The sequence below is a fragment of the Arthrobacter sp. B6 genome (assembly GCF_001663775.1).
GTDB lineage: Bacteria > Actinomycetota > Actinomycetes > Actinomycetales > Micrococcaceae > Arthrobacter.
The window spans coordinates 69,265-93,117 of sequence record NZ_KV467169.1; the positions used below are offsets into that span (position 1 = coordinate 69,265).

The 23,853-nt window shown below is 64.3% G+C and carries 22 protein-coding genes; 17 read left to right on the forward strand and 5 right to left on the reverse strand.

Annotation, left to right across the window (positions count from 1 at the left end):
* The first annotated feature begins 33 nt into the window (after window positions 1–33).
* From arc to AU175_RS15050, 15 genes are all read left to right on the forward strand, one after another.
* Window positions 34–1,785: a proteasome ATPase gene (gene arc, locus AU175_RS14980; protein ID WP_066291346.1), complete on the forward strand. Its 1,752-nt coding sequence runs from the start codon at window positions 34–36 to the stop codon at window positions 1,783–1,785.
* Window positions 1,786–1,835: 50 nt separating this feature from the next.
* Window positions 1,836–3,455: a depupylase/deamidase Dop gene (dop, locus tag AU175_RS14985; RefSeq protein ID WP_156642510.1), complete on the forward strand. Its 1,620-nt coding sequence runs from the start codon at window positions 1,836–1,838 to the stop codon at window positions 3,453–3,455.
* Window positions 3,456–3,538: 83 nt separating this feature from the next.
* Entirely contained in the window at window positions 3,539–3,742 is a 204-nt protein-coding gene (locus tag AU175_RS14990) for a ubiquitin-like protein Pup (RefSeq protein WP_066291350.1), read from the forward strand.
* 82 nt (window positions 3,743–3,824) lie between these two features.
* Window positions 3,825–4,643: a proteasome subunit beta gene (gene prcB / locus AU175_RS14995; RefSeq protein ID WP_066291359.1), complete on the forward strand. Its 819-nt coding sequence runs from the start codon at window positions 3,825–3,827 to the stop codon at window positions 4,641–4,643.
* Between the two features lie 2 nt (window positions 4,644–4,645).
* Complete coding sequence (gene prcA, locus AU175_RS15000; RefSeq protein ID WP_066291361.1) at window positions 4,646–5,353, forward strand: proteasome subunit alpha; 708 nt, start codon at window positions 4,646–4,648, stop codon at window positions 5,351–5,353.
* A 1-nt stretch (window position 5,354) separates the two neighbouring features.
* Window positions 5,355–6,719 (forward strand): Pup--protein ligase, encoded by a 1,365-nt coding sequence (pafA, locus tag AU175_RS15005; protein WP_066291363.1) that lies wholly within the window; start codon window positions 5,355–5,357, stop codon window positions 6,717–6,719.
* A gap of 106 nt (window positions 6,720–6,825) precedes the next feature.
* Window positions 6,826–7,761 carry an FKBP-type peptidyl-prolyl cis-trans isomerase gene (locus AU175_RS15010; protein WP_066291367.1) on the forward strand — a complete coding sequence of 312 codons (936 nt, stop codon included), beginning with the start codon at window positions 6,826–6,828 and terminating at the stop codon, window positions 7,759–7,761.
* 75 nt (window positions 7,762–7,836) lie between these two features.
* Window positions 7,837–8,232, forward strand: coding sequence for an FKBP-type peptidyl-prolyl cis-trans isomerase (locus AU175_RS15015; RefSeq protein WP_066291372.1), 396 nt, complete (start codon window positions 7,837–7,839; stop codon window positions 8,230–8,232).
* 105 nt (window positions 8,233–8,337) lie between these two features.
* The gene (locus AU175_RS15020; RefSeq protein ID WP_066291375.1) at window positions 8,338–10,323 is read left to right on the forward strand and encodes a helix-turn-helix transcriptional regulator; all 1,986 of its coding nucleotides are present in this window, start codon (window positions 8,338–8,340) and stop codon (window positions 10,321–10,323) included.
* A 10-nt stretch (window positions 10,324–10,333) separates the two neighbouring features.
* On the forward strand, window positions 10,334–10,678 hold the full coding sequence (locus AU175_RS15025) for a hypothetical protein (protein WP_066291377.1): 345 nt from the start codon (window positions 10,334–10,336) through the stop codon (window positions 10,676–10,678).
* Window positions 10,679–10,710: 32 nt separating this feature from the next.
* A complete protein-coding gene (gene tatA, locus AU175_RS15030; RefSeq protein WP_066291379.1) occupies window positions 10,711–10,986 on the forward strand; it encodes a Sec-independent protein translocase subunit TatA in 276 nt (91 codons plus the stop codon).
* A 48-nt stretch (window positions 10,987–11,034) separates the two neighbouring features.
* Window positions 11,035–11,829 carry a twin-arginine translocase subunit TatC gene (tatC, locus tag AU175_RS15035; protein ID WP_066291380.1) on the forward strand — a complete coding sequence of 265 codons (795 nt, stop codon included), beginning with the start codon at window positions 11,035–11,037 and terminating at the stop codon, window positions 11,827–11,829.
* 24 nt (window positions 11,830–11,853) lie between these two features.
* On the forward strand, window positions 11,854–14,799 hold the full coding sequence (locus AU175_RS15040) for a DEAD/DEAH box helicase (RefSeq protein ID WP_066291382.1): 2,946 nt from the start codon (window positions 11,854–11,856) through the stop codon (window positions 14,797–14,799).
* 62 nt (window positions 14,800–14,861) lie between these two features.
* Window positions 14,862–16,523, forward strand: a complete 1,662-nt coding sequence (locus tag AU175_RS15045; protein ID WP_066291384.1) for an amidohydrolase — start codon at window positions 14,862–14,864, stop codon at window positions 16,521–16,523.
* Between the two features lie 102 nt (window positions 16,524–16,625).
* Window positions 16,626–17,369 (forward strand): polyprenol monophosphomannose synthase, encoded by a 744-nt coding sequence (locus AU175_RS15050; protein WP_066291386.1) that lies wholly within the window; start codon window positions 16,626–16,628, stop codon window positions 17,367–17,369.
* A 123-nt stretch (window positions 17,370–17,492) separates the two neighbouring features.
* On the opposite strand, the gene AU175_RS15055 is transcribed toward AU175_RS15050, so the two are convergent.
* The 4 genes from AU175_RS15055 to AU175_RS15070 form a co-directional block, all read right to left on the reverse strand.
* Window positions 17,493–17,840, reverse strand: a complete 348-nt coding sequence (locus AU175_RS15055; RefSeq protein WP_066291394.1) for an RNA polymerase-binding protein RbpA — start codon at window positions 17,838–17,840, stop codon at window positions 17,493–17,495.
* Between the two features lie 243 nt (window positions 17,841–18,083).
* Window positions 18,084–19,031 (reverse strand): SPFH domain-containing protein, encoded by a 948-nt coding sequence (locus AU175_RS15060; RefSeq protein WP_066291403.1) that lies wholly within the window; start codon window positions 19,029–19,031, stop codon window positions 18,084–18,086.
* Between the two features lie 38 nt (window positions 19,032–19,069).
* Window positions 19,070–19,534, reverse strand: coding sequence for an NfeD family protein (locus AU175_RS15065; RefSeq protein WP_066291406.1), 465 nt, complete (start codon window positions 19,532–19,534; stop codon window positions 19,070–19,072).
* A 132-nt stretch (window positions 19,535–19,666) separates the two neighbouring features.
* A complete protein-coding gene (locus AU175_RS15070; RefSeq protein WP_066294203.1) occupies window positions 19,667–20,551 on the reverse strand; it encodes a putative RNA methyltransferase in 885 nt (294 codons plus the stop codon).
* 91 nt (window positions 20,552–20,642) lie between these two features.
* Here AU175_RS15070 and AU175_RS15075 point away from each other — a divergent pair, with 91 nt between their 5' ends.
* On the forward strand, window positions 20,643–22,664 hold the full coding sequence (locus tag AU175_RS15075) for a S9 family peptidase (RefSeq protein ID WP_066291409.1): 2,022 nt from the start codon (window positions 20,643–20,645) through the stop codon (window positions 22,662–22,664).
* Between the two features lie 19 nt (window positions 22,665–22,683).
* Here the strand turns inward: AU175_RS15075 and AU175_RS15080 are convergent, their stop codons facing one another.
* Window positions 22,684–23,364, reverse strand: coding sequence for a peptide deformylase (locus tag AU175_RS15080; RefSeq protein WP_066291413.1), 681 nt, complete (start codon window positions 23,362–23,364; stop codon window positions 22,684–22,686).
* 61 nt (window positions 23,365–23,425) lie between these two features.
* Here AU175_RS15080 and AU175_RS15085 point away from each other — a divergent pair, with 61 nt between their 5' ends.
* Complete coding sequence (locus tag AU175_RS15085) at window positions 23,426–23,845, forward strand: nuclear transport factor 2 family protein (protein ID WP_066291415.1); 420 nt, start codon at window positions 23,426–23,428, stop codon at window positions 23,843–23,845.
* Window positions 23,846–23,853: the final 8 nt, after the last annotated feature.

Sequence of the window (23,853 nt, forward strand, 5' to 3'; positions counted from 1 at the left end):
CTTAAGAGAAGCGCAGGAAGGGGCTGATACATCATGGAGACTCCGAACCAGGACTCCGGACGTACACCGGCAGAGCAGTCTGCCGTTAATGATTTGTCTGTTGCTGACAGGCAGGTCAACATCCTCCGGGACAAGCTCAGGCACATTGACCGCCAGCTGGCGGCTGCAACGCAGAACAATGCCAAGCTTGTCACCATGCTGGAAGCCGCAAAAGCGGAGATCCTGCGGCTCAAGAACGCCCTGGACCAGGAGGGGCAGCCACCGTACAGCTTCGGCACCATTCTCCAACTGAACCCGAAGCGCCAGCCGTCCGCCGGCAGCAGCGGGCAGGCCGCCACGGAGGAGTCCGTAGATATTTTCAACGCCGGGCGGAAGATGCGGGTGGGGGTCAGCCCCCTCGTGAACATCAGCCAACTGGCCGTTGGCCAGGAAGTCCTGCTCAACGAGGCATTGCTGGTTGTTGCCGGCCTCGGCTATGAACGCGCCGGCGAGCTGGCCACGCTGAAGGAAATGCTGGGGACGGACCGTGCCCTCGTCGTAGGGCGCGCCGACGAAGAGCGGGTCATCCGGCTTTCCGGCGCCCTGCTGGGCGAAAAGCTGCGGGTCGGCGACGCACTGTCCATTGATTCGCGGACGGGCTATGCACTGGAGAAAGTTCCCCGGTCCGAGGTTGAGAACCTCGTCCTGGAGGAGGTTCCCGACATCACGTACGAGGACATCGGTGGACTGGGCCCGCAGATTGAACAGATCCGTGACGCCGTTGAACTGCCGTTCCTGCACCCGGACCTGTACCGCGAGCACGGACTCAAGGCGCCGAAGGGCATCCTGCTGTACGGCCCTCCGGGCTGCGGCAAGACCCTGATCGCGAAAGCCGTGGCCAACTCGCTGGCCGCCCGCGCGGCCGAGCGGTCCGGCAATGTGGACCTGAAGAGCTACTTCCTGAACATTAAGGGCCCGGAACTTCTGGACAAGTACGTCGGCGAAACCGAACGCCACATCCGGCTGATCTTCTCCCGCGCCCGCGAAAAGGCCTCTGACGGCAGTCCGGTTGTGGTTTTCTTCGACGAAATGGACTCCCTCTTCCGCACACGCGGCACCGGTATCTCCTCCGACGTCGAAACAACGATTGTGCCCCAGCTGCTCAGCGAGATCGACGGCGTGGAACGGCTGGACAACGTCATCGTCATTGGTGCGTCCAACCGGGAAGACATGATCGACCCCGCGATCCTCCGTCCGGGACGCCTGGACGTCAAGGTCAAGATCCATCGGCCGGATGCCGAAGCCGCCGCGGACATCTTCAACAAGTACATCACCACGGACCTGCCGTTCCACGAGTCCGACCTCGCCGAATACGACGGCGACGTCCAAGCCACCGTGGACGCCATGGTGCAGCGCACCGTGGAAGCCATGTACTCCACGGAGAAATCCAACGAATACCTGGAGGTCACCTACGCCAACGGCGACACCGAGATGCTCTACTTCAAGGACTTCAACTCCGGGGCCGTCGTCCAAAACGTTGTTGACCGGGCCAAGAAGTATGCCATCAAGGACCTGCTGACCCTTCACCAGAAGGGCCTCCGGATCGAGCACCTGCTCCGGGCCGTGGTGGACGAATTCCGGGAGCATGAGGACATGCCGAACACCACCAATCCGGATGACTGGGCCCGCATCTCCGGCAAGAAGGGCGAGCGGATCACCTACATCCGGACCATCGTCCAGGGCAAGGCCGGACAGGAACCCGGAAAGTCCATCGAAACGATGCCCAGCACAGGGCAGTACCTGTGACGGCTGCCCCGGAACCCGTCGTCGGAGGATCACTGCCGGTCGGCGGGGCCATGCGCGTCATGGGCGCGGAGACGGAATACGGGATCCACGCTCCGGCTGCCCCTTCAGCCAACGCCACCATGATGTCGGCCCGGGTGGTGCAGGCATACGCCCAGGTGACGCGGCAGCGTGCAGCCGGCGGCGCCGAAACGCGCTGGGACTACACGGACGAGGAGCCGCTGCACGACGCCCGCGGCTGGACCCTGGACCGGGCCTCGGCACACCCAAGCCAACTCACGGACCAGCCGCCTGTCCTCGACGCCGAAGCCGTGGCCCTCGCCTACGGCCGGGAGGAACTGGAACTGGACGGCCAGGACGAGTCCGGCACCCTGCTGATGAACATGGTGCTCGGCAACGGCGCCCGCCTGTACGTTGACCACGCCCACCCGGAGTATTCAAGCCCCGAGGTGACCAATCCACGCGACGCCGTGACATGGGACGCTGCCGGCGACCTGGTTGCACTGGCCACGGTCCGGCGGCTCGCCATGGACCCCGAACTTCCTGCGGTCAACCTCTACAAAAACAACACCGACAACAAGTCCGTGTCCTACGGGTCGCACGAAAACTACCTTATGCCGCGGTCCGTGCCGTTCAGTGACATCGTGCGGGGACTGACACCTTTCTTCGTCACCCGGCAGATTCTCTGCGGGGCGGGCAGGGTAGGCCTCGGCCAGGACAGTTCCACTCCCGGGTACCAGATCAGCCAGCGGGCGGACTTTTTCGAGGCCGAGGTTGGCCTGGAAACCACCATCCGGCGGCCGATCATCAACACCCGCGATGAACCGCACGCCACGGCGGACAAGTACCGCCGGCTGCACGTCATCATCGGGGACGCCAACCTGAGCCAGGCATCCAACTTCCTCAAGTTTGGCAGCACGGCCATGGTCCTCAGCCTGATCGAGGCAGGCCTGGCGCCAAAGCTGGAAGTGCATGAGCCGGTCGCAGCCCTGCAGGCCATCAGCCATGACACGTCCCTGACCACCAAAATCCGGTTGCTGGACGGGCGCCGGGTGACAGCGCTGGACCTGCAGTGGATCTACCACGAAGCGGCAGCCAAGCTCGCACAGGACACCGGGGTTGCGGACGCCGTTGACGGCGACGGCCATACGCATGAGGTCCTGGAGCGCTGGGCCACCACCCTGAGCCAGCTGGACAGCGACAGGCCGGCGGCGGCCTCCTCGGTTGAATGGCTCGCCAAGCTCTCCCTCCTCGAGGGATACCGGGACCGGGACGGGCTGGCCTGGGATGACGCCCGGCTGGGCCTCGTGGACCTGCAGTGGGCGGACATCCGGCCCGAGAAAGGCCTCTACTACCGGCTCCTCGCGAGGAACCGGATGCAGCGGATTGTCGAGGACAGTGCCATCGCCGCCGCGGTAACGGAACCGCCGTCGGACACGAGGGCCTATTTCCGTGGGCGCTGTGTCAGCAGCTTCGGCAAGGACGTAGTGGGGGCCAGCTGGGACTCCGTGATCTTCGATGTGCCCGGCTATGGTCGGCTTCAGCGCGTGCCCACCCGCGAGCCCTTGCGGGGGACCAAAGCGCTGACAGGTGGCCTGTTTGCCCGGCACCGTGAGGCAGGTCCTTTCCTGGCTGAACTGCTGGGACATAACACCAGTCCGCCGGGGGCGTAAACCGCCCCGGCAGCCGCAGAGCGTGGCAATATGGGCGTATCGGATGTTCCACCCGGACCCGAGTTTTCACAGAGGAGATAACAATGGCAGGCCAGGAGCAGCAGCAGCCACAGTCGCGCGACAGCCAGGTCGAAGAGGACGTGCCGGAGGCCCCTCCCGCGCCGCCCGAAGGTCAGGCCTCGGCAGCGACCCAAGGCGTAGATGACCTCCTGGACGAAATCGACGGCGTGCTGGAATCCAACGCCGAGGAATTCGTCCGGGCGTTTGTCCAAAAGGGCGGTCAGTAACCGGTCCAGGACGGCGGCGGGAGCCGCGGACGGCCGCAGATCTGGCAAGACGTTGACTTACTACGTTGAAGGAGTGCAATCAGTGCAGGAATCGACCGCCCACCAGGTAGCCGCCAACGCGACGTCGTCGTTCACCGAGCATCTGCAGCGGGACCGGCCGGAACTGCTTCCCTACAACCGGGACCTGCCGGCCGGGGCAGCTGCCACGCCGCTGCAGGTGCCGCACGCCACCACCATCGTGGCCCTGAGCTACGACGGCGGCGTCCTGATGGCCGGGGACCGGCGGGCGACCATGGGCAACGTCATTGCCAGCCGCCACATCGAAAAGGTCTTTCCCGCCGACCACTACTCTGTGCTTGGAATTGCGGGCACGGCCGGAATAGCGATCGACCTCACCAGGTTGTTCCAGGTTGAACTTGAGCACTACGAAAAAATTGAGGGCACGCTGCTGAGCCTGGAAGGCAAGGCCAACCGGCTGGGTGCCATGATCCGCGGGAACCTGCCCATGGCCCTGCAGGGGCTGGCCGTCGTGCCGCTCTTTGCCGGATTCGATACGGCCGCCGGGGTTGGCAGGCTGTTTTCCTACGATGTGACCGGCGGACGGTACGAGGAACGCGAACATCACACGGTCGGTTCCGGTTCCGTGTTTGCGCGCGGCGCACTGAAGAAGCTGTGGCGGCCCAACCTGACCGAACCCGAAGCCGTTGCCGTCGCCGTGGAGTCCCTCTATGACGCCGCCGACGACGACTCCGCCACTGGCGGTCCCGACCCCGTCCGCCAGCTGTGGCCCGTGGTTTACACGGTCAGCCGCAGCGGAGCCCGGCGTATACCTGAGTCCGAGCTTGCTGCCGTGGCAGGCAGCATCATCGAAGCCCGGACCATTGCCCGGCGGGAGGCCTGAAAATGACCCAGCAGTTTTATGTTTCCCCCGAGCAGCTGATGAAGGACCGTGCGGACTTCGCACGGAAAGGCATCGCCCGCGGCAGATCCGTAGTAGTGGTCAGTTGCCAGGACGGCATCGCGCTGGTGGCTGAAAACCCCTCGCCATCCCTGCACAAGATCGGCGAGATCTACGACAAGATCGCTTTCGCCGCCGTCGGCAAGTACAACGAATTCGAGAGCCTCCGCCAGGCGGGGGTGAGGTATGCCGATGTGCGTGGCTACTCCTATGACCGGGAGGACGTTACCGCCCGCGGCCTTGCCAGTGTCTACGCCCAAAGCCTGGGCGCAGTGTTCACAGCTGAACAGAAACCCTTCGAGGTGGAGCTGGCCGTCGCCGAAGTGGCCCGGACCCAGGAGGAGGACCACCTCTACCGGCTGACCTTCGACGGGTCCATCGCCGATGAACACGGGTTCATCGTGATGGGCGGCCAGGCCGACCGGGTGTCATCGGCCATCGCCGACGGCTGGCGAAGTTCGATGCGCTTTCCCGGGGCGGTCCGCCTGGCCATGGGAGGTCTTGTCACTGACACCGAAGCCGGTGCGCTGCCGGCCACAGCGGTGGAAGTGGCTGTCCTGGACCGGCTTTCGGAAAGTTCGCGCGGATCCCGGCGGGCATTCCGGCGATTGAACGACGCCGATATCACGGCGCTGCTGGCTGAGGAGGACTGAAATGGACAAGAGGATCTTCGGTATCGAGACCGAATTCGGCATCTCGTATTCGAGCCCCGATTCGCGGCCGCTGGCCCCGGAAGAAGTGGCCCGCTACCTCTTCCGCAAGGTGGTCAGCTGGGGACGTTCGTCCAACGTCTTCCTGACCAACGGCTCACGCCTCTACCTCGACGTCGGATCGCACCCCGAATACGCCACCGCGGAATGCGACGACCTCGCCCAGCTGATCGCCCATGACCGGGCCGGCGAACTGATCCTCGACGACCTCGTCGACGAAGCCCAGTCCCGGCTGGCGGCAGAAGGCTTCAACGGTACCGTCTACCTGTTCAAGAACAACACGGATTCCGCCGGCAACTCCTACGGCAGCCACGAAAACTACCTGATTCCACGGCGCGGGGAATTCTCCCGGCTCGCAGAAATCCTCATCCCGTTCCTAGTGACGCGCCAACTGATTGCCGGCGCCGGGAAAATCCTCAAAACGCCGCACGGTGCCACCTACGCGTTTTCTCAGCGCGCGGACCATATCTGGGAGGGTGTGTCATCGGCCACCACCAGGTCCCGTCCCATCATCAACACCCGCGACGAGCCACATGCCGATGCCGAATTCTTCCGCAGGCTCCATGTCATCGTGGGCGATTCGAACATGTCCGAGACCACAGCCCTTCTCAAAGTCGGAACGGTGGACCTGATCCTCCGCATGATCGAGGCGGGCGTGATCATGCGCGACATGCGGATGGAGAACCCCATCCGCAGCATCCGGGAGATTTCCCATGACCTCAGTGGCCGGGCCCTGGTCCGGCTGGCCAACGGCCGCCAACTCACGGCCCTGGAAATCCAGCAGGAGTACCTGACGAAGGTCACGGCATTCGTGCAGGAGCACGGGGCGCACAACCCGCACGTGCCCCTGATCCTGGACTTGTGGGAAAGGACCTTGCGGGCCATTGAGAGCGGCGACACCAGTTCAATTGACACCGAGATCGACTGGGCCATCAAGAAGAAGCTGATGGACAACTACAGGGACCGGCACGGGCTGGGCCTGGACGCACCGCGGATAGCGCAGCTGGACCTCACCTACCACGACATCTCCCGGACGCGGGGGCTGTACTACCTCCTTCAGTCCAGGGGAGCCGTACGCCGCGTGGTGGACGACACCGTAGTCAAGGACGCGGTGGATGTCCCGCCGCAGACCACCCGCGCCAAACTGCGGGGCGACTTCGTCCGCCGCGCCCAGGAGCTCGGCCGGGACTACACGGTTGACTGGGTCCACCTGAAGCTCAATGACCGCGCCCATCAGACCATACTGTGCAAGGATCCGTTCCGGAGCGTGGACGACCGTGTGGATGCGCTCCTGGACTCTATGGGCTGACACCCAGCTTCAGGGGCTATTCTGGATAGGGCCGTTCTTCGGTCCTGAGCTGCGCCGAGCGACATTACCGGGGCAGCGTCCATCCTGCCCCGACGAAAGTTCTTACGTGCGCCGACTACTAGCAATCCTTATCCCCGGTCTGCTGCTGCTTACCGCCTGTGGAGGCGGGACGCCCGCAGCACCGGAGCCCACCAGCCAGTCCGCAGGTGATACTGCCAAGTTCGACTCCCTGAAACTGACGGACAACGGGGACAAAAAAGCTCCCGGTGTGGAGTTCACCAAACCGCTGGACGTCACCGAACCGACCGTCAAGGTCGTCGCAGAGGGCACCGGCGATCCCGTCAAGGCGAACCAGGTGGCCAACATCTCCATCCTCGCCCTGAACGGCGCAGACGGCGCCACGCTCGAAGATACCTTTGCGGGCGAACCCGAGCCCCTGGAACTGAACGAGGAACTCAAGACCGGAAGCGCCGTCATTTACAACGCCTTCGTCGGTTCCAAGATCGGTTCGACGTTGGCCCTTGCTATTCCGGGCCAGGCAGCAGCCGCTGGAGGTGCCGAAGCGCAGCCCACCCAGCTTCTGCTGATCAAGGTCCTCTCCGCCACCGATGTGGCTCCGGTGCTCGAAAAGCCCGAGGGCGAAGCAGTAACCCCGCCGGCCGGTCTGCCCACCGTCAAGGACAACGACAAGGGCGTTCCGGAAATCTCCGTTGAAGGCGTCGAAGCTCCCACAGCCCTCGTCTCCCAGGACCTGATCAAGGGTAACGGCGCGGAAGTTAAGGAAACCGACACGCTGACGGTCAACTATGTGGGCGTCAACCTGGTTGGCGGCACCAAGTTCGACTCCAGCTATGACCGTGGTGAGACGGCCAGCTTTGCGCTGACCGGCGTCATTCCGGGCTGGACCCAAGGACTTGCAGGCAAGACGGTGGGCTCACGGGTCCTCCTGGTCATCCCCAAGGACCTCGCGTATGGTGATGCAGGCCAGGGCGAAGCCAAGGGCGACCTTGTCTTTGTTGTGGACATCCTCGGCGCCAAATAGCCGCATCGCGGGCCCGGACCGGGCCCGGCAAGACTCCAAGCAACACCTCCCCACCCAACAATCAAAGGAGCAAGCATGTCATTTGGTCAGCGCGAATTCGACCGCCAGAAGCCGGAAATTGACTTCCCGGAAGGCGATGTCCCCAAGGAACTGGTCATCACCGACCTGATCGAGGGCGACGGTGCCGAAGCGAAAGCCGGCGATACCGTGTCCACTCACTACGTAGGTGTCGCCTGGTCCACCGGGGAAGAATTCGACGCCTCATGGGGCCGTGGCGCGCCGCTGGACTTCCGTGTCGGCGTCGGCCAGGTCATCCAGGGCTGGGACCAGGGCCTTCTCGGCATGAAGGTCGGCGGCCGCCGCCGGCTGGAGATCCCCTCTGAGCTGGCTTACGGATCCCGCGGCGCAGGTGGAGCGATCAAGCCCAACGAGGCCCTGATCTTTGTTGTTGACCTCGTGGGCGTCCGCTGACCCGGACCTCCTAAGGCTCGAAGGCGCGGTAACGATCGGGATGACCTGACCCGATCGTTACCGCGCCTTCTGCTTTCCCCGGCCGAGTTTAGTAACGTAGCGAGGGTGTCCGCATCCCGTACAGAACGCCTGCTTAATCTCCTGATAGCCCTCCTGAACACCAGGTACGGCCTGCACCGCAGCGAGTTGCGGGAAACGGTCTACCGCGACGTTGCCGGCAACGACGTATCATTCGGCCGGATGTTCGAGCGGGACAAGACTGACCTGCGCAACTTCGGCTTTGACGTCGAGACCGTCACCGACCTTGGCTGGAGCGAGGACGACCCCGCGACAACTCGCTACCGCATCGGCAAGGAGTCCAACAGGCTTCCCGACGTCGAACTCAGCCCCGGGGAGTGGACCGTCATTCTGTTGGCCTCACAGCTCTGGGAGCGTGCAGCCCTTGGCACCGCCGCGGCGAACGCCCTCCGCAAGCTGCAGGCTTCGAGCCGCCTCACCGACGTCGAACTTCCTGTCGGGGTCCAGCCCCGGATCAAGCCTGCCGGCCAGGCCTTCGACGACCTCGTCGCTGCCATGCATGCCCAGCACCCTGTTTCCTTTTCCTACCTCGCCGGCAGTACCGGGAAGGAAGAACAGCGCAGCGTTGAACCATGGGGCCTGGGCAGCCGGTTCGGCCAGTGGTACCTCGCCGGATACGACCGGATCCGCCAGGCTCCCCGGCACTTCCGGCTGTCCCGCTTCACCAGCGCTGTCACTGTCCTGGACAAGGAGAGCTATTCGCCGCCCAAGGACTTCAATATCCGCGCAGAGTTGGACCGCCTGCCGGAACTTCCGCTCCGGAGCGCTGAGGTGGATGTCCGTGACGGCCGGCTGCTTGGGCTGCGCCAGCGGGCCCTGCCCGGCAGCGGCGGGCAGGGGGACCAGCCCGACGCCGGCTATGACCGCCTGAGCGTCGAGTACAGGGACGTCGAGGTGCTTGCGGAGGAACTCGCCTCCTACGGTCCGGATGCCGTTGCGGTGGCACCCGGCGAACTTGTCACGGCCGTACGGCGCAGGCTGCGGGCCGCCGCGGATTTCTGTGCGGCCCCCGTTCCGGCCATTGTTTTCCCCAGCCAGCCACGGGCGGGCAGCGTCCGCAAACGGACATCCGAGGAACAGCTCAAGCGCATGCTTCAACTGGTTCCATTCCTGGTCCACAACCAGGGACTCCATATCCAGGAGGTGGCTGAACGCTTCGGCGTCACGCGCAAGGAACTCGAGGAGGACCTGCAGATCCTTATCTGTTCGGGGCTGCCTGAGGGATATCCGGACGACCTCCTGGATATCCAGTGGGAGGACGGCCACGTGTACATAACGCAGGACCTGGACCTGAAAAGGCCGGTCAGGTTCACCGTGGAGGAGGCCTGCGCCCTGCTCACCGGCCTGGAAACGCTGAACGGGCTGCCGGAACTCGCTGAAGGCGGCGCGCTGGAATCCGTCACCCTGAAACTGATGGCCGCGGCCGGCGAGGAAGGGCTGCGCGCGGGATCGCTGGCCGGACCGGCAGTCGGTCCCGCAGATTCTGCCACCCTGGACCTTGTCCGCCAGGCCGTCGCTTCCCGATCCCAGCTTCACCTGGTCTACCTGTCGCCGCTGCGGGACCGTGTTTCCGAGCGCGACGTGGACCCCCTCCGGCTCTATTCGCTCGACAATACGTGGTACTTCGAGGCTTACTGCCACATGGCCCAGGGCCTGCGGAACTTCCGTCTTGACCGTGTGCAGGAACTGAACCCAAACGGAAACCGCGCGTCGGCGACCCCTCAGCCCAATGAAGGCTTCCCGGCCAAGCTGTTCACACCGAACGACGACGACACGACTGTGACAGTCCAGCTCACCCGGCAGGGCGCCGGCCTGGCGGACGACTACTACGCCGAGCGGACTTCAGCCTTGCCCGACGGCGGCCTGCTGGCGGAGATCCGTTTTGGCAACACGGCCTGGCTGCCGATGTTCGTGGCACAGCACGGCGGCGCAGCGCGCATCCTGGAACCCCGAGAGCTTGCCGACCAGTCGCGCGCCTGGGTCGAGGCATCGTTGGCCCGTTACGGAGGCTAGACTTCTCAGCATGCCTTGGTGGTCTTGGATCCTGATCTGGATAGCGCTTGTTGCGGTGTCCCTGCTGTTTTATGTCCTGTTGGGTATCCGGCTGTTTCGCCAGTTCATGGCGACGCTCAAGGACCTGGGAGCGGCCGGTGAGAAGCTGGGGCATTTCAGCCCCGCCGTTCCGCCGATGCCGCGGGCCAAGTCGGCGACGCCGCAAGGTTCAGCGGTTTTTGCCTCTCCTGTGCAGATGCGACATGATTACCACACATCCAAATCAGCCCGCAGGGAGGACCGCCGCAAGAGGCGGGTCCAGCGCAGGACTGACCGTGGCCAGCGGCAGTCGCTTGGCGATCTGGACTTCACTTAGACGTAGGATGTTTCTAAAGGAAAGGAATTCCCGTGGGAAGACTCTTTGATGGCCCCTGGCCGATCGTCATTATTATTGTTGTTGCATTGCTGCTTTTTGCTGCACCCAAGCTTCCTGCCATGGCGCGCAGCCTTGGCCAGTCCATGAGGATCATTAAGTCCGAGGTCAAGGAGATGAAGAACGACGGCAAGACCGAAACTCCTGCCGACCCGACCGGACCGGTGGAAGGCAAGATCGTTAACCACCCGCAGGCAAAGCCCGGTGAGCCGACGGACGGCACTGACGTACCGCCGTCGAACCGCGCCTGACCCGCGGTGGCACTGACGAGGGGCCGCAAAGCCAACCCAGAGGGCCGAATGGCCCTCTGGGACCACCTCAAGGAACTTAAGAACCGGCTGATCAAATCCGGCATCGGCGTCGTCATTGGTGGCGTCGGGGGCTGGATACTTTACGATCCGCTGCTCAAGGCCCTGGCAGATCCGGTAAACCGCATTTCGCAGCAAACCGGTGGGCTCTCTGCCATCAACTTTGGAACCATAGCCTCTCCATTCGACTTCAAACTCCAGATGTCACTCCTGATCGGGCTGGTCATTTCCAGTCCGATATGGATTTACCAGCTGTGGGCGTTTATAACTCCGGGCCTGACCTCCAAGGAACGTCACTACACACTTGGCTACATGGCTGCTGCGGTGCCCCTTTTCCTTGCGGGCATCTGGGCCGGATGGCTTGTGGTTCCCCAGGTCGTCCGTGCACTGACCCAGTTCACTCCTGACGGTTCCTCGAGCGTCATCGACGCCCGGACGTACATTGAGTTCGTCACGCGGATGGTCCTTGTCCTGGGGTTTGCCTTCCTGGTCCCGGTGGTCCTCGTGGGGATCAACATGGCGGGCATCATCAGTGGCCAAACAATCCTCAAGTCCTGGCGCATTACCGTATTCCTGGTCTTCGTCCTGGCGGCCATCGCTGCCCCGGGTGCCGATGCAATTTCGATGTTTATGCTGGCAGGACCTTTGCTGGTGCTCTTTTTCGCAGCAATTGGCATCTGCCTACTCAATGACAAGCGCCGCGCGCGGCGGATGGCCAAGCGTGAAGCGGAGACTGAGGCCAATGCCGACGTCGCGACGCCCGGAAACGAACTGAAGAACCTGTAGCCCTGCGCCCATTAGGCTGGAGTCATGTCCTCTATTTCCGGGCCGCCCCCTTCGGGGCCGGTCTTCTCCCGGCCTACCGTTCCAGAGCAGCTGTCGCCGTCCGAAAGCTACCAGGCCAGCAAAGAACGGACAGCCGAGGCCGCCAGCTATCTGGGGAGCTTTGTCCGAACGCTCGATTTTGAGCTGGACGACTTCCAGCGCCAGGCGTGCAGGTCCCTCCAGGAAGGCAGGGGCGTGCTGGTCGCAGCACCCACCGGCGCCGGCAAGACCATTGTGGGGGAGTTCGCGATTTACCTCGCCCTCGAGCGGAACCTCAAGGCCTTTTACACCACTCCGATTAAAGCGCTCAGCAACCAGAAGTTCGCCGAACTCGCAGCGAAGTATGGACCGGAAAACGTCGGCCTGCTGACGGGAGACACCAGCATCAACGGTGAGGCGCCCGTGGTGGTGATGACCACCGAAGTCCTCCGCAACATGCTGTACGCCGATTCCGCTTCGCTGGATGACCTTGGCTTTGTGGTCATGGATGAAGTGCACTACCTCGCGGACCGCTTCCGTGGCGCCGTGTGGGAAGAGGTCATCATCCACCTGCCCAGTGAAGTCCAGGTTGCTTCGCTGAGCGCCACGGTGTCCAATGCCGAAGAATTCGGCGCCTGGCTGGACACCGTCCGGGGCGACACCGACGTGATCGTCTCGGAACACAGGCCCGTCCCGCTGTGGCAGCACGTCATGGTGGGCAAGGAAATTGTGGACCTCTTCGCCGGCGAGACCACCTTCGATGAGATCGCCCCGCCTGCCGATGCGGAAACCGGAGTCCCGGCCCCTGTCGCGGTACCGGAGGAGTCGCCCGGCCGTGGATTCGAGGTAAACCCGGACCTGTTGGCCATGGCCAGGAGCGAGAGCCAACAGAGCTTCCGCGGGCGCTTTGGCCATGGTGGCCGCAGCCAGCGTCGTCAGCACAGGCAGCGGGGGGACGACCGCCCCGGCCAGGGCGCCCAGCCCGTGGGGGTCCGGAAAGCCAGCCGCCCCCAAGTAATCGCCAGCCTGGACCGGCAGGACCTGCTGCCGTCCATCACCTTCATCTTTTCCCGTGCCGGCTGCGATGCAGCGGTTGCGCAGTGCGTGTCCTCGGGACTGTGGCTGACTACGGAGAAGGAACAACGCATCATTGCCCAGCGCGTCGACGAGGCCGGGCAGGACATCCCCTCCGAGGACCTGGACGTCCTCGGCTTCTGGACCTGGCGCGACGGCCTGCTCAGGGGCTTCGCCGCCCACCACGCGGGAATGCTCCCTACGTTCAAGGAGGTGGTGGAGAAGCTCTTTGTCGAGGGTCTGGTCAAAGCTGTCTTCGCCACCGAAACCCTCGCCCTGGGGGTGAACATGCCGGCCCGCTCCGTAGTCTTGGAGAAACTGGACAAATTCAACGGCGAAGCCCATGTGGACATCACGGCGGGGGAGTACACCCAGTTGACGGGCCGTGCAGGCCGGCGGGGGATCGACGTCGAAGGCCATGCCGTGGTGCTTTGGCAGCCGGGAACAGATCCCACGGCGGTGGCCGGCCTCGCGTCGCGCCGTACCTATCCGCTCAACTCCAGTTTCCGTCCGACGTACAACATGAGCATCAACCTGCTGGCACAGTTCGGCCGGGCCCGGGCACGCGAAATCCTGGAATCCTCCTTCGCGCAGTTCCAGGCGGACCGCTCCGTGGTGGGCCTCGCCAGGCAAGTGCGCAGCAGGGAGGAATCCCTGGCCGGTTACGCCAAGTCGATGACCTGCCACCTCGGTGACTTCACCGAATACGCAAGACTGCGCCGGGAGCTTTCGGACGCGGAAAACATGACCTCCCGGAGCAAGTCACGGGCACGAAAATCACTGAGTGACGACTCCCTGGCGCGGTTGCTGCCCGGGGATGTCGTGGACGTGCCCGGAGGCCGGGCGCCGGGTCCGGCCATCGTGCTGAGCACCGATCACAGCAGCCGGGAACCGCGTCCCGCCGTCCTGACGCTGGACAACCAGCTCCGCAGGATCGGGACAGAGGATCTGGAAGGGCCCATAGCGCCCATGACACGGATACGGATCCCGAAGTCCTTTAATGCCAAGGTGCCCAAGTCCCGGCGTGATCTTGCATCGTCAGCACGAAACGCCCTCCGGGAGAACCGGCCGCCTGCGGCCACCAGCAGCCGGAACAATGACTTCGGCCTCGCCTCGGCACTGCCAAACCAGGAAAAACGCATTGCTGACCTGCGGCGGGCGCTTCGTGCCCACCCGTGCCACGGCTGCAGCGAACGTGAAGACCACGCCCGATGGTCGGAACGCTGGTGGAAGTTGCGCCGGGAAACGGATTCCTTGGTCCGGCAGATCCAGGGCAGGACCAACACTATTGCCAAGACGTTCGACCGCGTCTGCGATGTACTCTCCGCATACGGCTACCTGGAGGCCGGGGCCGACGGACGGCAGTCCATCAGCCCGGACGGCCAGCGGCTGCGGCGCATTTACGGTGAAAAGGACCTGCTGATTTCGCAGTCACTTCGGCTTGGCGCTTTCGATGACCTCGACGCCGTTGAGGTTGCTGCCCTCGCCAGCGTCCTGGTCTACCAGGCCAAGCGCGAGGACAGGGGGCTACGGCCGCGGATGCCCAGCATCTCGCTTGAGACGTCCGTGGACATAGTGGTCCGCGAATGGTCGGCCCTGGAAGACGTGGAGGAGCAAAACAAACTTCCCCTCACCGGAGAGCCGGAACTTGGACTCGTCTGGCCGATGTACAAGTGGGCAAGGGGCCGGCACCTGCAGGACGTTCTCAACGGCACTGACCTGGCAGCGGGCGACTTTGTGCGTTGGGTCAAACAGGTCATCGACCTGCTCGACCAGCTCGCCAAGATCCCCGGGCTGGAACCCCGCCTCGCACGGCTCTGCACTGAAGCCATCTCCCTGGTACGCCGTGGCGTGGTGGCTTACTCTTCCGTCATCTGACCTTCCCGCTGCCGCCGCGCCGCATACCCGCGGCCGCACCATTCCTAGGAGCCCTAACAGCCATGACCGAAGCCACGTTCGCAGTGCCATCCCCGAACCAGCGCAGGGTGGTGCTCTACCGGAACGGATCCGTGTATACGGCCGCCGATCCCTTTGCCACCGCAATGCTCGTGGACGGCGACACGGTGGCCTGGGTGGGTTCGGAACAGGCCGCGTCGTCCATCGCCGACGGGACCATGGAGATCATTGATCTTCGGGGCGGCCTGATTGCGCCGGGATTCGTCGATTCCCACGTCCATTTGACCGAAACGGGGATCGCACTCGACTCCCTCCAGCTGGGCCAGCTGAAGTCGGCCAGGCAGCTTCTGGACGCTGTCCGGTCCGCGCCCGGCAACGGGCCGGTGATAGGACATGGCTGGGACGAATCCGCCTGGGAGGATCCGTCGCTGCCCACCGCCGACGAACTCGATCGGGCAGCGGGAGGCAGGCACGTGTACCTGTCCAGGGCGGACGTTCACTCGGCCCTGGTATCGCGTTCCCTCACGGCCGCTGCCGGCCTCACCCAGCTTGACGGATTTTCGCCGGAAGGCCACCTGAAGCGGACAGCGCACAGCGCCGCCAGGCGGGCCACCCGGGACCTGCCGGAGGAGGCCTTGCGCGGCTACCAGCGGCGCGCACTGGCTGAGGCGGCAGCCAATGGCTACGTCGCAGCAGCGGAAATGGGGGCACCCCACATCGGTGGGATTGATGACCTGCGGCTTGCTGCGTCGTGGAACACCGGTGAGCCCGGCACCGAAGCTTTCCCGGAGGTCCTGCCCTATTGGGGAGAGCTCGCGCTGACCCAAAAACAAGCGCAGACAATCCTGGCGGAACTGGGCGTACCTGTCAGGGGCCTGGCGGGTGACTTGAATATCGATGGTTCGATCGGTTCCAGGACTGCAGCGCTCCGGTCAGACTACAGCGACGCGGCGGGGGAGCGGGGCAGCCTCTACCTTTCGGTGGACCAGGCCGCTGCCCACCTTGCCGCGTGCTCCCTGCTTGGAATCCAGGGTGGTTTCCATGTCATCGGTGACGCCGGACTGGACACGGCCCTGGCCGCCCTTGATCTTGCCGCCGCCGAAGTGGGTGAACAACGGATCCGTTCTGCGGGCCACCGGTTTGAGCACGTCGAGATCGCAGATTCCAAGGCCGTGGAACGGCTGGCGCATTACTCGGTCACCGTAAGCGCTCAGCCGGGGTTCGATGCGGCGTGGGGCGCGGCGGGCAGCCTCTACGAGCAGCGCCTCGGCAGCCGCAGCACGAGCATGAACGCCTTTGCATCCTTATACTCCGCCGGCGTGCCGATCACTTTCGGAAGTGACAGCCCCGTGACGCCCCTGCGCCCCTGGGCCAGTGTCCGGGCATGCCTGGAACACCACAGCCACGACCAGCGGATCTCGGCACGCGCCGCCTTCCTTGGCCACACGCGCGCAGGCTGGCGGGCTGCCAAGCACCACAACCCCATGGCCGGGCAGCTCGTCCCCGGTGCACCGGCAAGTTTTGCGGTGTGGGACGTTGAAGAACTTATGGTCCAGGTCGCGGACGGCAGGGTTCAGTCCTGGAGCACCGATCCACGCGCCCGTACCCCCCTCCTTCCCGCCCTCGACACGGGAACCGACCCTGTGTGCCTCCAGACCGTCCGTGACGGGTCGGAGCTGTATTGCCATCCGGCCCTCCGCTCCTAAACCCGGCCCGCCGGGCATCACCCTATAATGGGAAGTTGCGCCTGCCAGTGCCTCCACTGTGCACCAGGTGCCCTGACAACTTTCATCCAGGAAAGGCTCTCTGTGCGCGTCCTCACCATCATCCCTACTTACAACGAGCTGGAATCGCTGCCCAAGACTCTCCAGCGCCTGCGGGACGCGGTGCCGGCATCCGATGTGCTGGTGGTGGACGACAACAGCCCTGACGGGACGGGGCAGTTGGCCGACAGCATCGCTGCCGCGGACTCCCAGGTCCACGTCCTGCACCGCAAGGGCAAGGAAGGCCTTGGCGCCGCTTACATCGCGGGCTTCAGATGGGGCCTCGACGCCGGTTACGACGTCCTGGTGGAAATGGACGCCGACGGCTCCCACAAGCCTGAACAGCTTCCGCTGCTGCTGGACGCCATCGACCAGGGCGCTGACTTGGCGATGGGTTCACGGTGGGTGGCTGGCGGCAGCGTGGTCAACTGGCCGTTGTACCGGCAGGCCATTTCACGGATTGGCAGCACCTATGCCCGGGTCATGCTGGGCCTGAAGATCAAGGATGTCACGGGCGGCTACCGTGCCTTCCGCAGGACCACCCTGGAAAAGCTGAACCTCGACCAGATCGACTCGGTGGGTTACGGCTTCCAGGTGGACCTCGCGTGGCGCGTCGCGAAGATGGGGCTGAGGATCGAGGAGCGGCCCATCACCTTCGTCGAACGGGAGCTGGGTGCGTCGAAGATGAGCGGAAACATCGTTGTGGAAGCGATGATCAACGTCACCAAGTGGGGCCTGCAGGCCCGGTGGAACAAGCTGACCGGCAAGAAGGATTCTCACCCGGCGTAGCCTCCGGCCGGGCGTCGCCGCCGGTCCTGGCCGAGCCTAAAAGGGGCCCGTCCCACACCTCACGGTGTGGGACGGGCCCCTTTTTGCGAGCCAGCGCGAGGCGGCTCTTCCTGGTCTGCGGAGCTACGCAGTGCGCCGTTCGCCACGGCGTTCGCGCAGGATGGTCAGGCGGTCTTCAAGAATCTGCTCCAGCTCGGGGAGGGTCCGCCGTTCAAGCAACATGTCCCAGTGGGTGCGGACGGCCTTTTCGTTGCTGGTGTCGGGACGCTCGCCGTCAACCAGGAGCGCTTCCTTGCCGGTTTTGGAAACCCAAACCGGGGGAATTTCCGCCTCGGAAGAGAAGGTGACAAAAACCTGCTCGCCATCCTCGCACCTGTATTCGACACGCTGACGCGGAGCCGGCTCAACACCGGACTCGGTCTCCATGCTCTGCGCGCCAAGGCGCATACCCCGCAGGCTGCGATCGCTCATGTTTTCTCCCTCTGGTCGGTTCGCGGAGCAAGGCCCCACGCTAGCCGGGGCGGTTTTAGCGCCGCCGGACTACTGTGTGCACTGTGCTGCATCAATAGATTCAACGCATTGCGAAGCTTTCTTGTTCCGTCGGTTCTCACCGGACCGGACAAATATCCAATTATACGGGCGCCGGGCCCGGTAAACAAAACAGAGGGGATCCGCACCAAGGTGCGAATCCCCTCCTGGTTGGGCGTTTCCGGGTCAGGACCCAGACTGCTTGGCCGCCACCTCGTCGAACAATCCGCCGCTTGCCTCCGGGTCAGGATTGGTGCCGCCGAGGGCGTTGCCGATTCCCTTCAATGCCTCGCCGACTTCACTGGGGATGATCCACAGTTTGTTGGAGCTGCCCTCGGCCAGCTTGGGCAGTGTCTGGAGGTATTGATAGGCCAGAAGCTTCTGGTCGGGGTTGCCCTTATGGATGGCGTCGAACACCTTCTGGATGGCCTGAGCTTCACCGTCGGCACGAAGGATGGCCGCCTTGGCATCACCCTCTGCAGCCAGGATGGATGCCTGCCGCTGGCCTTCGGCGGTGAGGATCGCGGACTGCTTGGTGCCTTCCGCAGTGAGGATGGCAGCGCGGCGGTCACGTTCGGCGCGCATCTGCTTTTCCATCGAGTCCTGGATGGAGTGCGGCGGATCAATGGCTTTCAGCTCAACGCGCGAGACGCGGATGCCCCATCGGCCCGTTGCCTCATCGAGCACTCCGCGCAGTTGGCCGTTGATCTGGTCACGGGAAGTAAGTGCCTCTTCCAGGTTCAGCCCGCCAACAACGTTACGCAGGGTGGTGGTGGTCAATTGCTCCACGGCCTGGATGTAGTTGGCGATCTCGTACGTGGCAGCGCGCGGATCGGTGACCTGGAAATAGACCACGGTATCGATGGATACCACCAGGTTGTCCTCGGTGATGACCGGCTGCGGCGGGAACGACACCACCTGTTCCCTCAGGTCAAGGAGCGGCAGGAGGCGGTCCACGAAGGGGATCAGGATGGTCAGACCAGGGTTTAGCGTCCGCTGGTACTTGCCGAGCCGTTCCACAACGCCGGCCCGTGCCTGCGGGATGATGCGCACCGCCCGGACCAGAACAATAATCACGAACACGATCAGGACCAGCAGCACAATCGCTACAGCGGCTCCTCCGGCGTTATCCATACATTTCCTCTTATCCCCAGTTGTTATTGAAGCTGTATCTAGGCCGGGCTGGCCGTTTCCGGTTGTGCCGCGACCACCGCGGTAGCGCCGTCGATGGCGGAAACCACCACCTTCTGGCCGGCCGGCAGGACTCCGGCGGCAGAACGGGCGGTCCAGACGTCGCCGCCGATCTTTACCAGGCCCCCGGTAGAACTGACGGGTTCCATCACCAGCGCCTGCACTCCGATGAGGCGGTCAACGTTGGTCCGCTGCTCATTGGGCCCCTTTTTCAGGTGGGTGAGTGCAACTGGCCGCACGAAGGCAATCATCAGCAGCGACACGACACAGAAGACAACGATCTGCAGCCAGAGGTCGGCGCCGGCAAAGTCAGCGACGAGCGCAGCGAGTGTACCCCCGCCGAGCATGATGAAGAACAGGTCCAGTGTGATCATTTCGACCACGGCAAATGCGAGGAAGGCGGTGAGCCACAGTGCCCACCAGTTCTCGCCAAGCCATTCAAACATTCCGTCCCCCTTCGACAGCCCTAGTCGCGCTGCGGGCAACGACGGCAGGCTCTGTACTGTCCTCCAATCGTAGTCCGAAGGGCAGCGGGGCGGCAGGCTGCCGGGACTTTCGCCGGGATAGTGGCCAAGTCGTTACCGCGGCCGGCCGGCCAAACAAAATACGGTAATGCGGAAGCGCGCCTCCACGGCTGAGCTGGACGTGAGGCCGGCCAGCCGTGCGGCGAGTTCGTCGCGGTCCAGATGATGGCCCGCCGGACCCATGTAGGCGAGGTCGGCAACTTCCCGGGGTGCCAGCGTTAACGGAACGTCGAGGTCGCGAACGGTTTCGACCCGGAACTGCGCAGACATCGCATCAATGAGCCTGTCGTCCTTGCCTGCTTCGATCCCCAGCATGCCTGTCTGCTCAGCAATTGCGGCCAGGTGGCCTGCCCTGGGCGTCACGACCACCAGCCGCCCGCCAGGCCGGAGGACACGTGCAAATTCCGACGGGTTTCGAGGCGCGAAGATCACCGTCACTACGTCGACGGAATCGTCGCCTACAGGCAGCGGCTGCCACACATCGCAGACCAAATTGGTGACTTCGGGATTGAGGCGGGCCGCCCGCCGCATGGCGAACTTTGAGATGTCCAGGCCGATGGCCGTGACGCGGGCGGGCGCTGCCCCGGCGGTATCAAGCAGTACACGCAGGTAGTGGCCCGTGCCTGTGCCCGAATCCAGCAGGGTGGCTGCTTCCGCAGGAAAGAGAGGAACGACGGCGGCAGCAACGGCGTCAGCCAGGGGGCGGTAGTGACCGCTTTCCAGGAATCTGACCCGGGCGGCGACCATTTCGGCGGTGTCCGCCTCGAATGAGGTGCCTTTCCCGACAAGGAGATTGAAGTATCCCTGCTTGGCGGCATCGAAACTGTGTCCGGACGCGCACACCAGGACCTTTGGCGGAACTGCCCTTCCGGCGTCGGCCGTACCGAGTGGCGAGCGGCAAACGGGGCAGCGCAGCGCCAGGGCAGGGGAGGAAGGCATGTCCACCATCTTAGGGCGGCTGGCCGGAAGGCACCTCCCGCACCAGTTGCCATGTTCCTCCCGGGGAGGGGTGCACGTTAGGCTCACGTGGGTGAAGCCAGAACACCTCCCGCTGTTGAACTCCGTGTCCGCGCCAGCTGTCCATCCCGACGGAAGCCGGGCCGTGGTTTCAGTCATCAGACCCGATTTCGATGCGGACGCCTATGTAGGCCAGCTATGGAACGTTCCCTTGGACCCAGGGCAGCTGCCGCGCCGGTTCACGCGCGGCTTCAAGGATTCCGGACCTGCCTTCTCTCCGGACGGCCTTGCACTGGCCTTTCTTCGCGTGACAGGACCGTCCGCGAAACCGCAACTGTTTGTCGTGGAAGCCGGCGGCGGTGAACCCCGGGCGCTGACGGAACGGCCCCTGGGCGTCGACGGATTCTCCTGGTCTCCGGATTCCCATCGGATTGTCTTCAGCTCACGCGAGCCGGCCCCGGGCCGCTACGGTACCTGGGAGGATGTAGGACCGGCCGCAGAGGATCCGCGGCTGATCACCGACTACCAGTACCGCCTCAACGGTGTGGGGTACACCAAAGATAAACCTGCCCGGCTCTTTGTGCTGGACGTCCCGGAGTTCGGGGAGGAACCGCGGGTGGTTCCCCGCGGACGCGCCCAGCGTAACCACCCGCCGGCGGGCGACGTTCCCCCGGCCCGGCAACTGACGTCCGCCACCACCGATCATGAGAGCGCAGTGTTCAGCGCCGACGGCGCCTTCGTCTACTTCGTCTGCGCCCCGCCGGGGAGCGACGATACTTTGGAGATGGCCATCTACCGTGTCCCAGCCGGAGGAGGGGAGCCGTTGCGGGTGGAGCCGGAAGGAGCGCCGCGGCAGACCGTCCAGGACGTCAGGCAGTCCAAGGACGGCAGGTGGCTGTTCTTTATCGCCAGGGTGCTTGGTGAGTCAGGCACGGATTTCGTGGCCCGCAACGCGGTTCTGTACTGCATGCCCACAGACGGCGGCGAAGCAGCAGCGCTGACCGACCCGGAAATCATGGATGTTGCCTGCCCCGGGGACCGCCTCGAACTGCGCGGCCCGGCCGGGGCTGTTGTACTTAACAATGCCCAGGGCACTGTGGAACTCCTGGAACTGCACGCCACCGGTGACCACGCGCTGCTGGTCCACGGAGACAGGGTGGTTACGGGGGCCGCCTGGGCCGGGGGATCGATGCTTGTCACGTTCAGCGACCCTTCCACGGCCGGCGATGTGGCCGTCCTCGAAGACGGCCAACTGCGGCTCCTGACCGATTTTGCCGCAGCGCTTCGCGTACAGGCGGACGTCGTTGTCCCCCAGGAACTGACCTTCGTTTCGACGGACGGATATCCGGTCCACGGCTGGCTGGTCAGTCCTGCCGGTAAGGGACCACATCCGGTGCTGCTGTCCGTTCACGGCGGGCCCTTCGCCCAGTACACAGTGGCACTCCATGACGAAGCCCAGGTCTATGCCGGCGCCGGGTATGCGGTGGTGATGTGCAATCCGCGGGGGTCCGCAGGCTACGGCCGGGACCACGGACATGCCATCAAGGGAGCCATGGGCACTTTTGACATGCAGGATGTACTGGCGTTCCTCGAGGGGGCGCTGGACAAGTTTCCGGCCTTGGATGCCGCCAGGCTTGGCATTATGGGCGGGTCATACGGCGGATACCTCACGGCGTTGACCATTGCCCGCGACCACCGATTCTCGGCTGCCATCGTGGAGCGCGGGTTCCTCGATCCGGTCAGCTTTGAAGGGTCGGCGGACATCGGATGGTACTTCGCCGCCGAGTACATGGGCCGGTCGCGCCATGCCGTGGACGCGCAGAGCCCGATGCAACACGCTGAAAAGGTCCGGACTCCTACGCTGGTCATCCATAGCGAAGATGACCTGCGATGCCCGGTGGAGCAAGGCCAGCGCTATTTCACTGCCCTGAAGCGAAACGGGGTTCCGGCCGAGCTGCTCCTGTTCCCGGGAGAAGACCATGAACTCTCAAGGTCAGGAACGCCGCATCACCGCCGCCTTCGGTTCGAGCACATCCTTCGCTGGTGGTCCCGCTTTCTGCCGACGGCGGCGAATCCGGCCGGGCCCGTATCCTGAGTTCCCGGCCGCGCAAGGATCAGTGCTTGGGCAGGTCCGGGAAGCCCGGCAGGAAACCCAATGCGGCGCGGGCCTTGCCAATGCCGGGCTCTGCCCAGTAAGCGGCATATTCGGCATTGCCGCTCAGGGACCTCAGCTCTGCCCGGTCAACGTACATCGTTCCCTGAAGGTGATCGGTCTCGTGCTGGACAATTCTTGCCTGCCAGCCGGTAAATTCCCTTTCAGCCGGCAGGCCCTGAGGCTCATCGAACTTCAGCCGAACGCGTTCAGGGCGGACCACCACGGCCTGCAGGCCGTTCAGCGAGAGACAGCCTTCAAAAAATGCAGCGGCGTGCGTGCCCACGGCGCGGTACTGCGGATTCAGGACGGCGAGAAACTCCAGCGGTGTTCGGTTCCGCACGGCCGCAGCTTCGGGGTCGACGTCGAACTTGTCCTCCAGCACCGCGACCTGGAGGGGAATACCCAACTGCGGGGCGGCAAGCCCCACCCCAGGGGCTTCATGCATGACCCGCCGCATCAGGTCAATGAGCTGGTCCAGTTCAGTGGCCGTCAATTGCCCGTCAAAAGCGGCGGCCTGTTGCCGGAGCACCGGATGCCCGGCCTGCACGATGGGCGGCAACGATCCTGCCGAAAGGATTTCCTGCACCGTTTCCCGGATGCGGGCCGGACTGAAGGGAGTCGGCGGCGATGCTTGATTCATGGGGAACAGCCTAGCGGCGCAAAGGCGGCCGCCGGGTCAGCCATCGGTTAGTGTCGATCCCATGGCTGAAGAGATGTCGTCGGAAAAACCGCCGCTTGAACTCGTTCTCGATTTTGTCCGGACCCTGGAGTCGGGAGGCGTTGGCGCCGACATCCAGCCGTTCCTGGCGGACGGGTTTGTCCTGGTTGAGGCGCCGCACCTGCTGGCGCCCGAAGGCTCAACGCGGACCCGCGAGCAGGTACTGGAAGGAGCTGACCGCAGCGCCGGCGTAGTAGCCAACCAGAAGTTCGAGATCCGGCGGACCACCTGTGAACACGGGCGCGTTGTCCTGGAGGCTGACTGGTCGGCGACGTCGCTGATGGATCTGCGGTACTGGGATGCGGGCGAGACGATCAGGGCACGGACGTCGTCTGTTTTTGAGGTCCGGGACGGCCGGATTGTGAGCCAGGACAGCTACGACTGCTACTTTCCGGGGTCCTGAACGCCTGC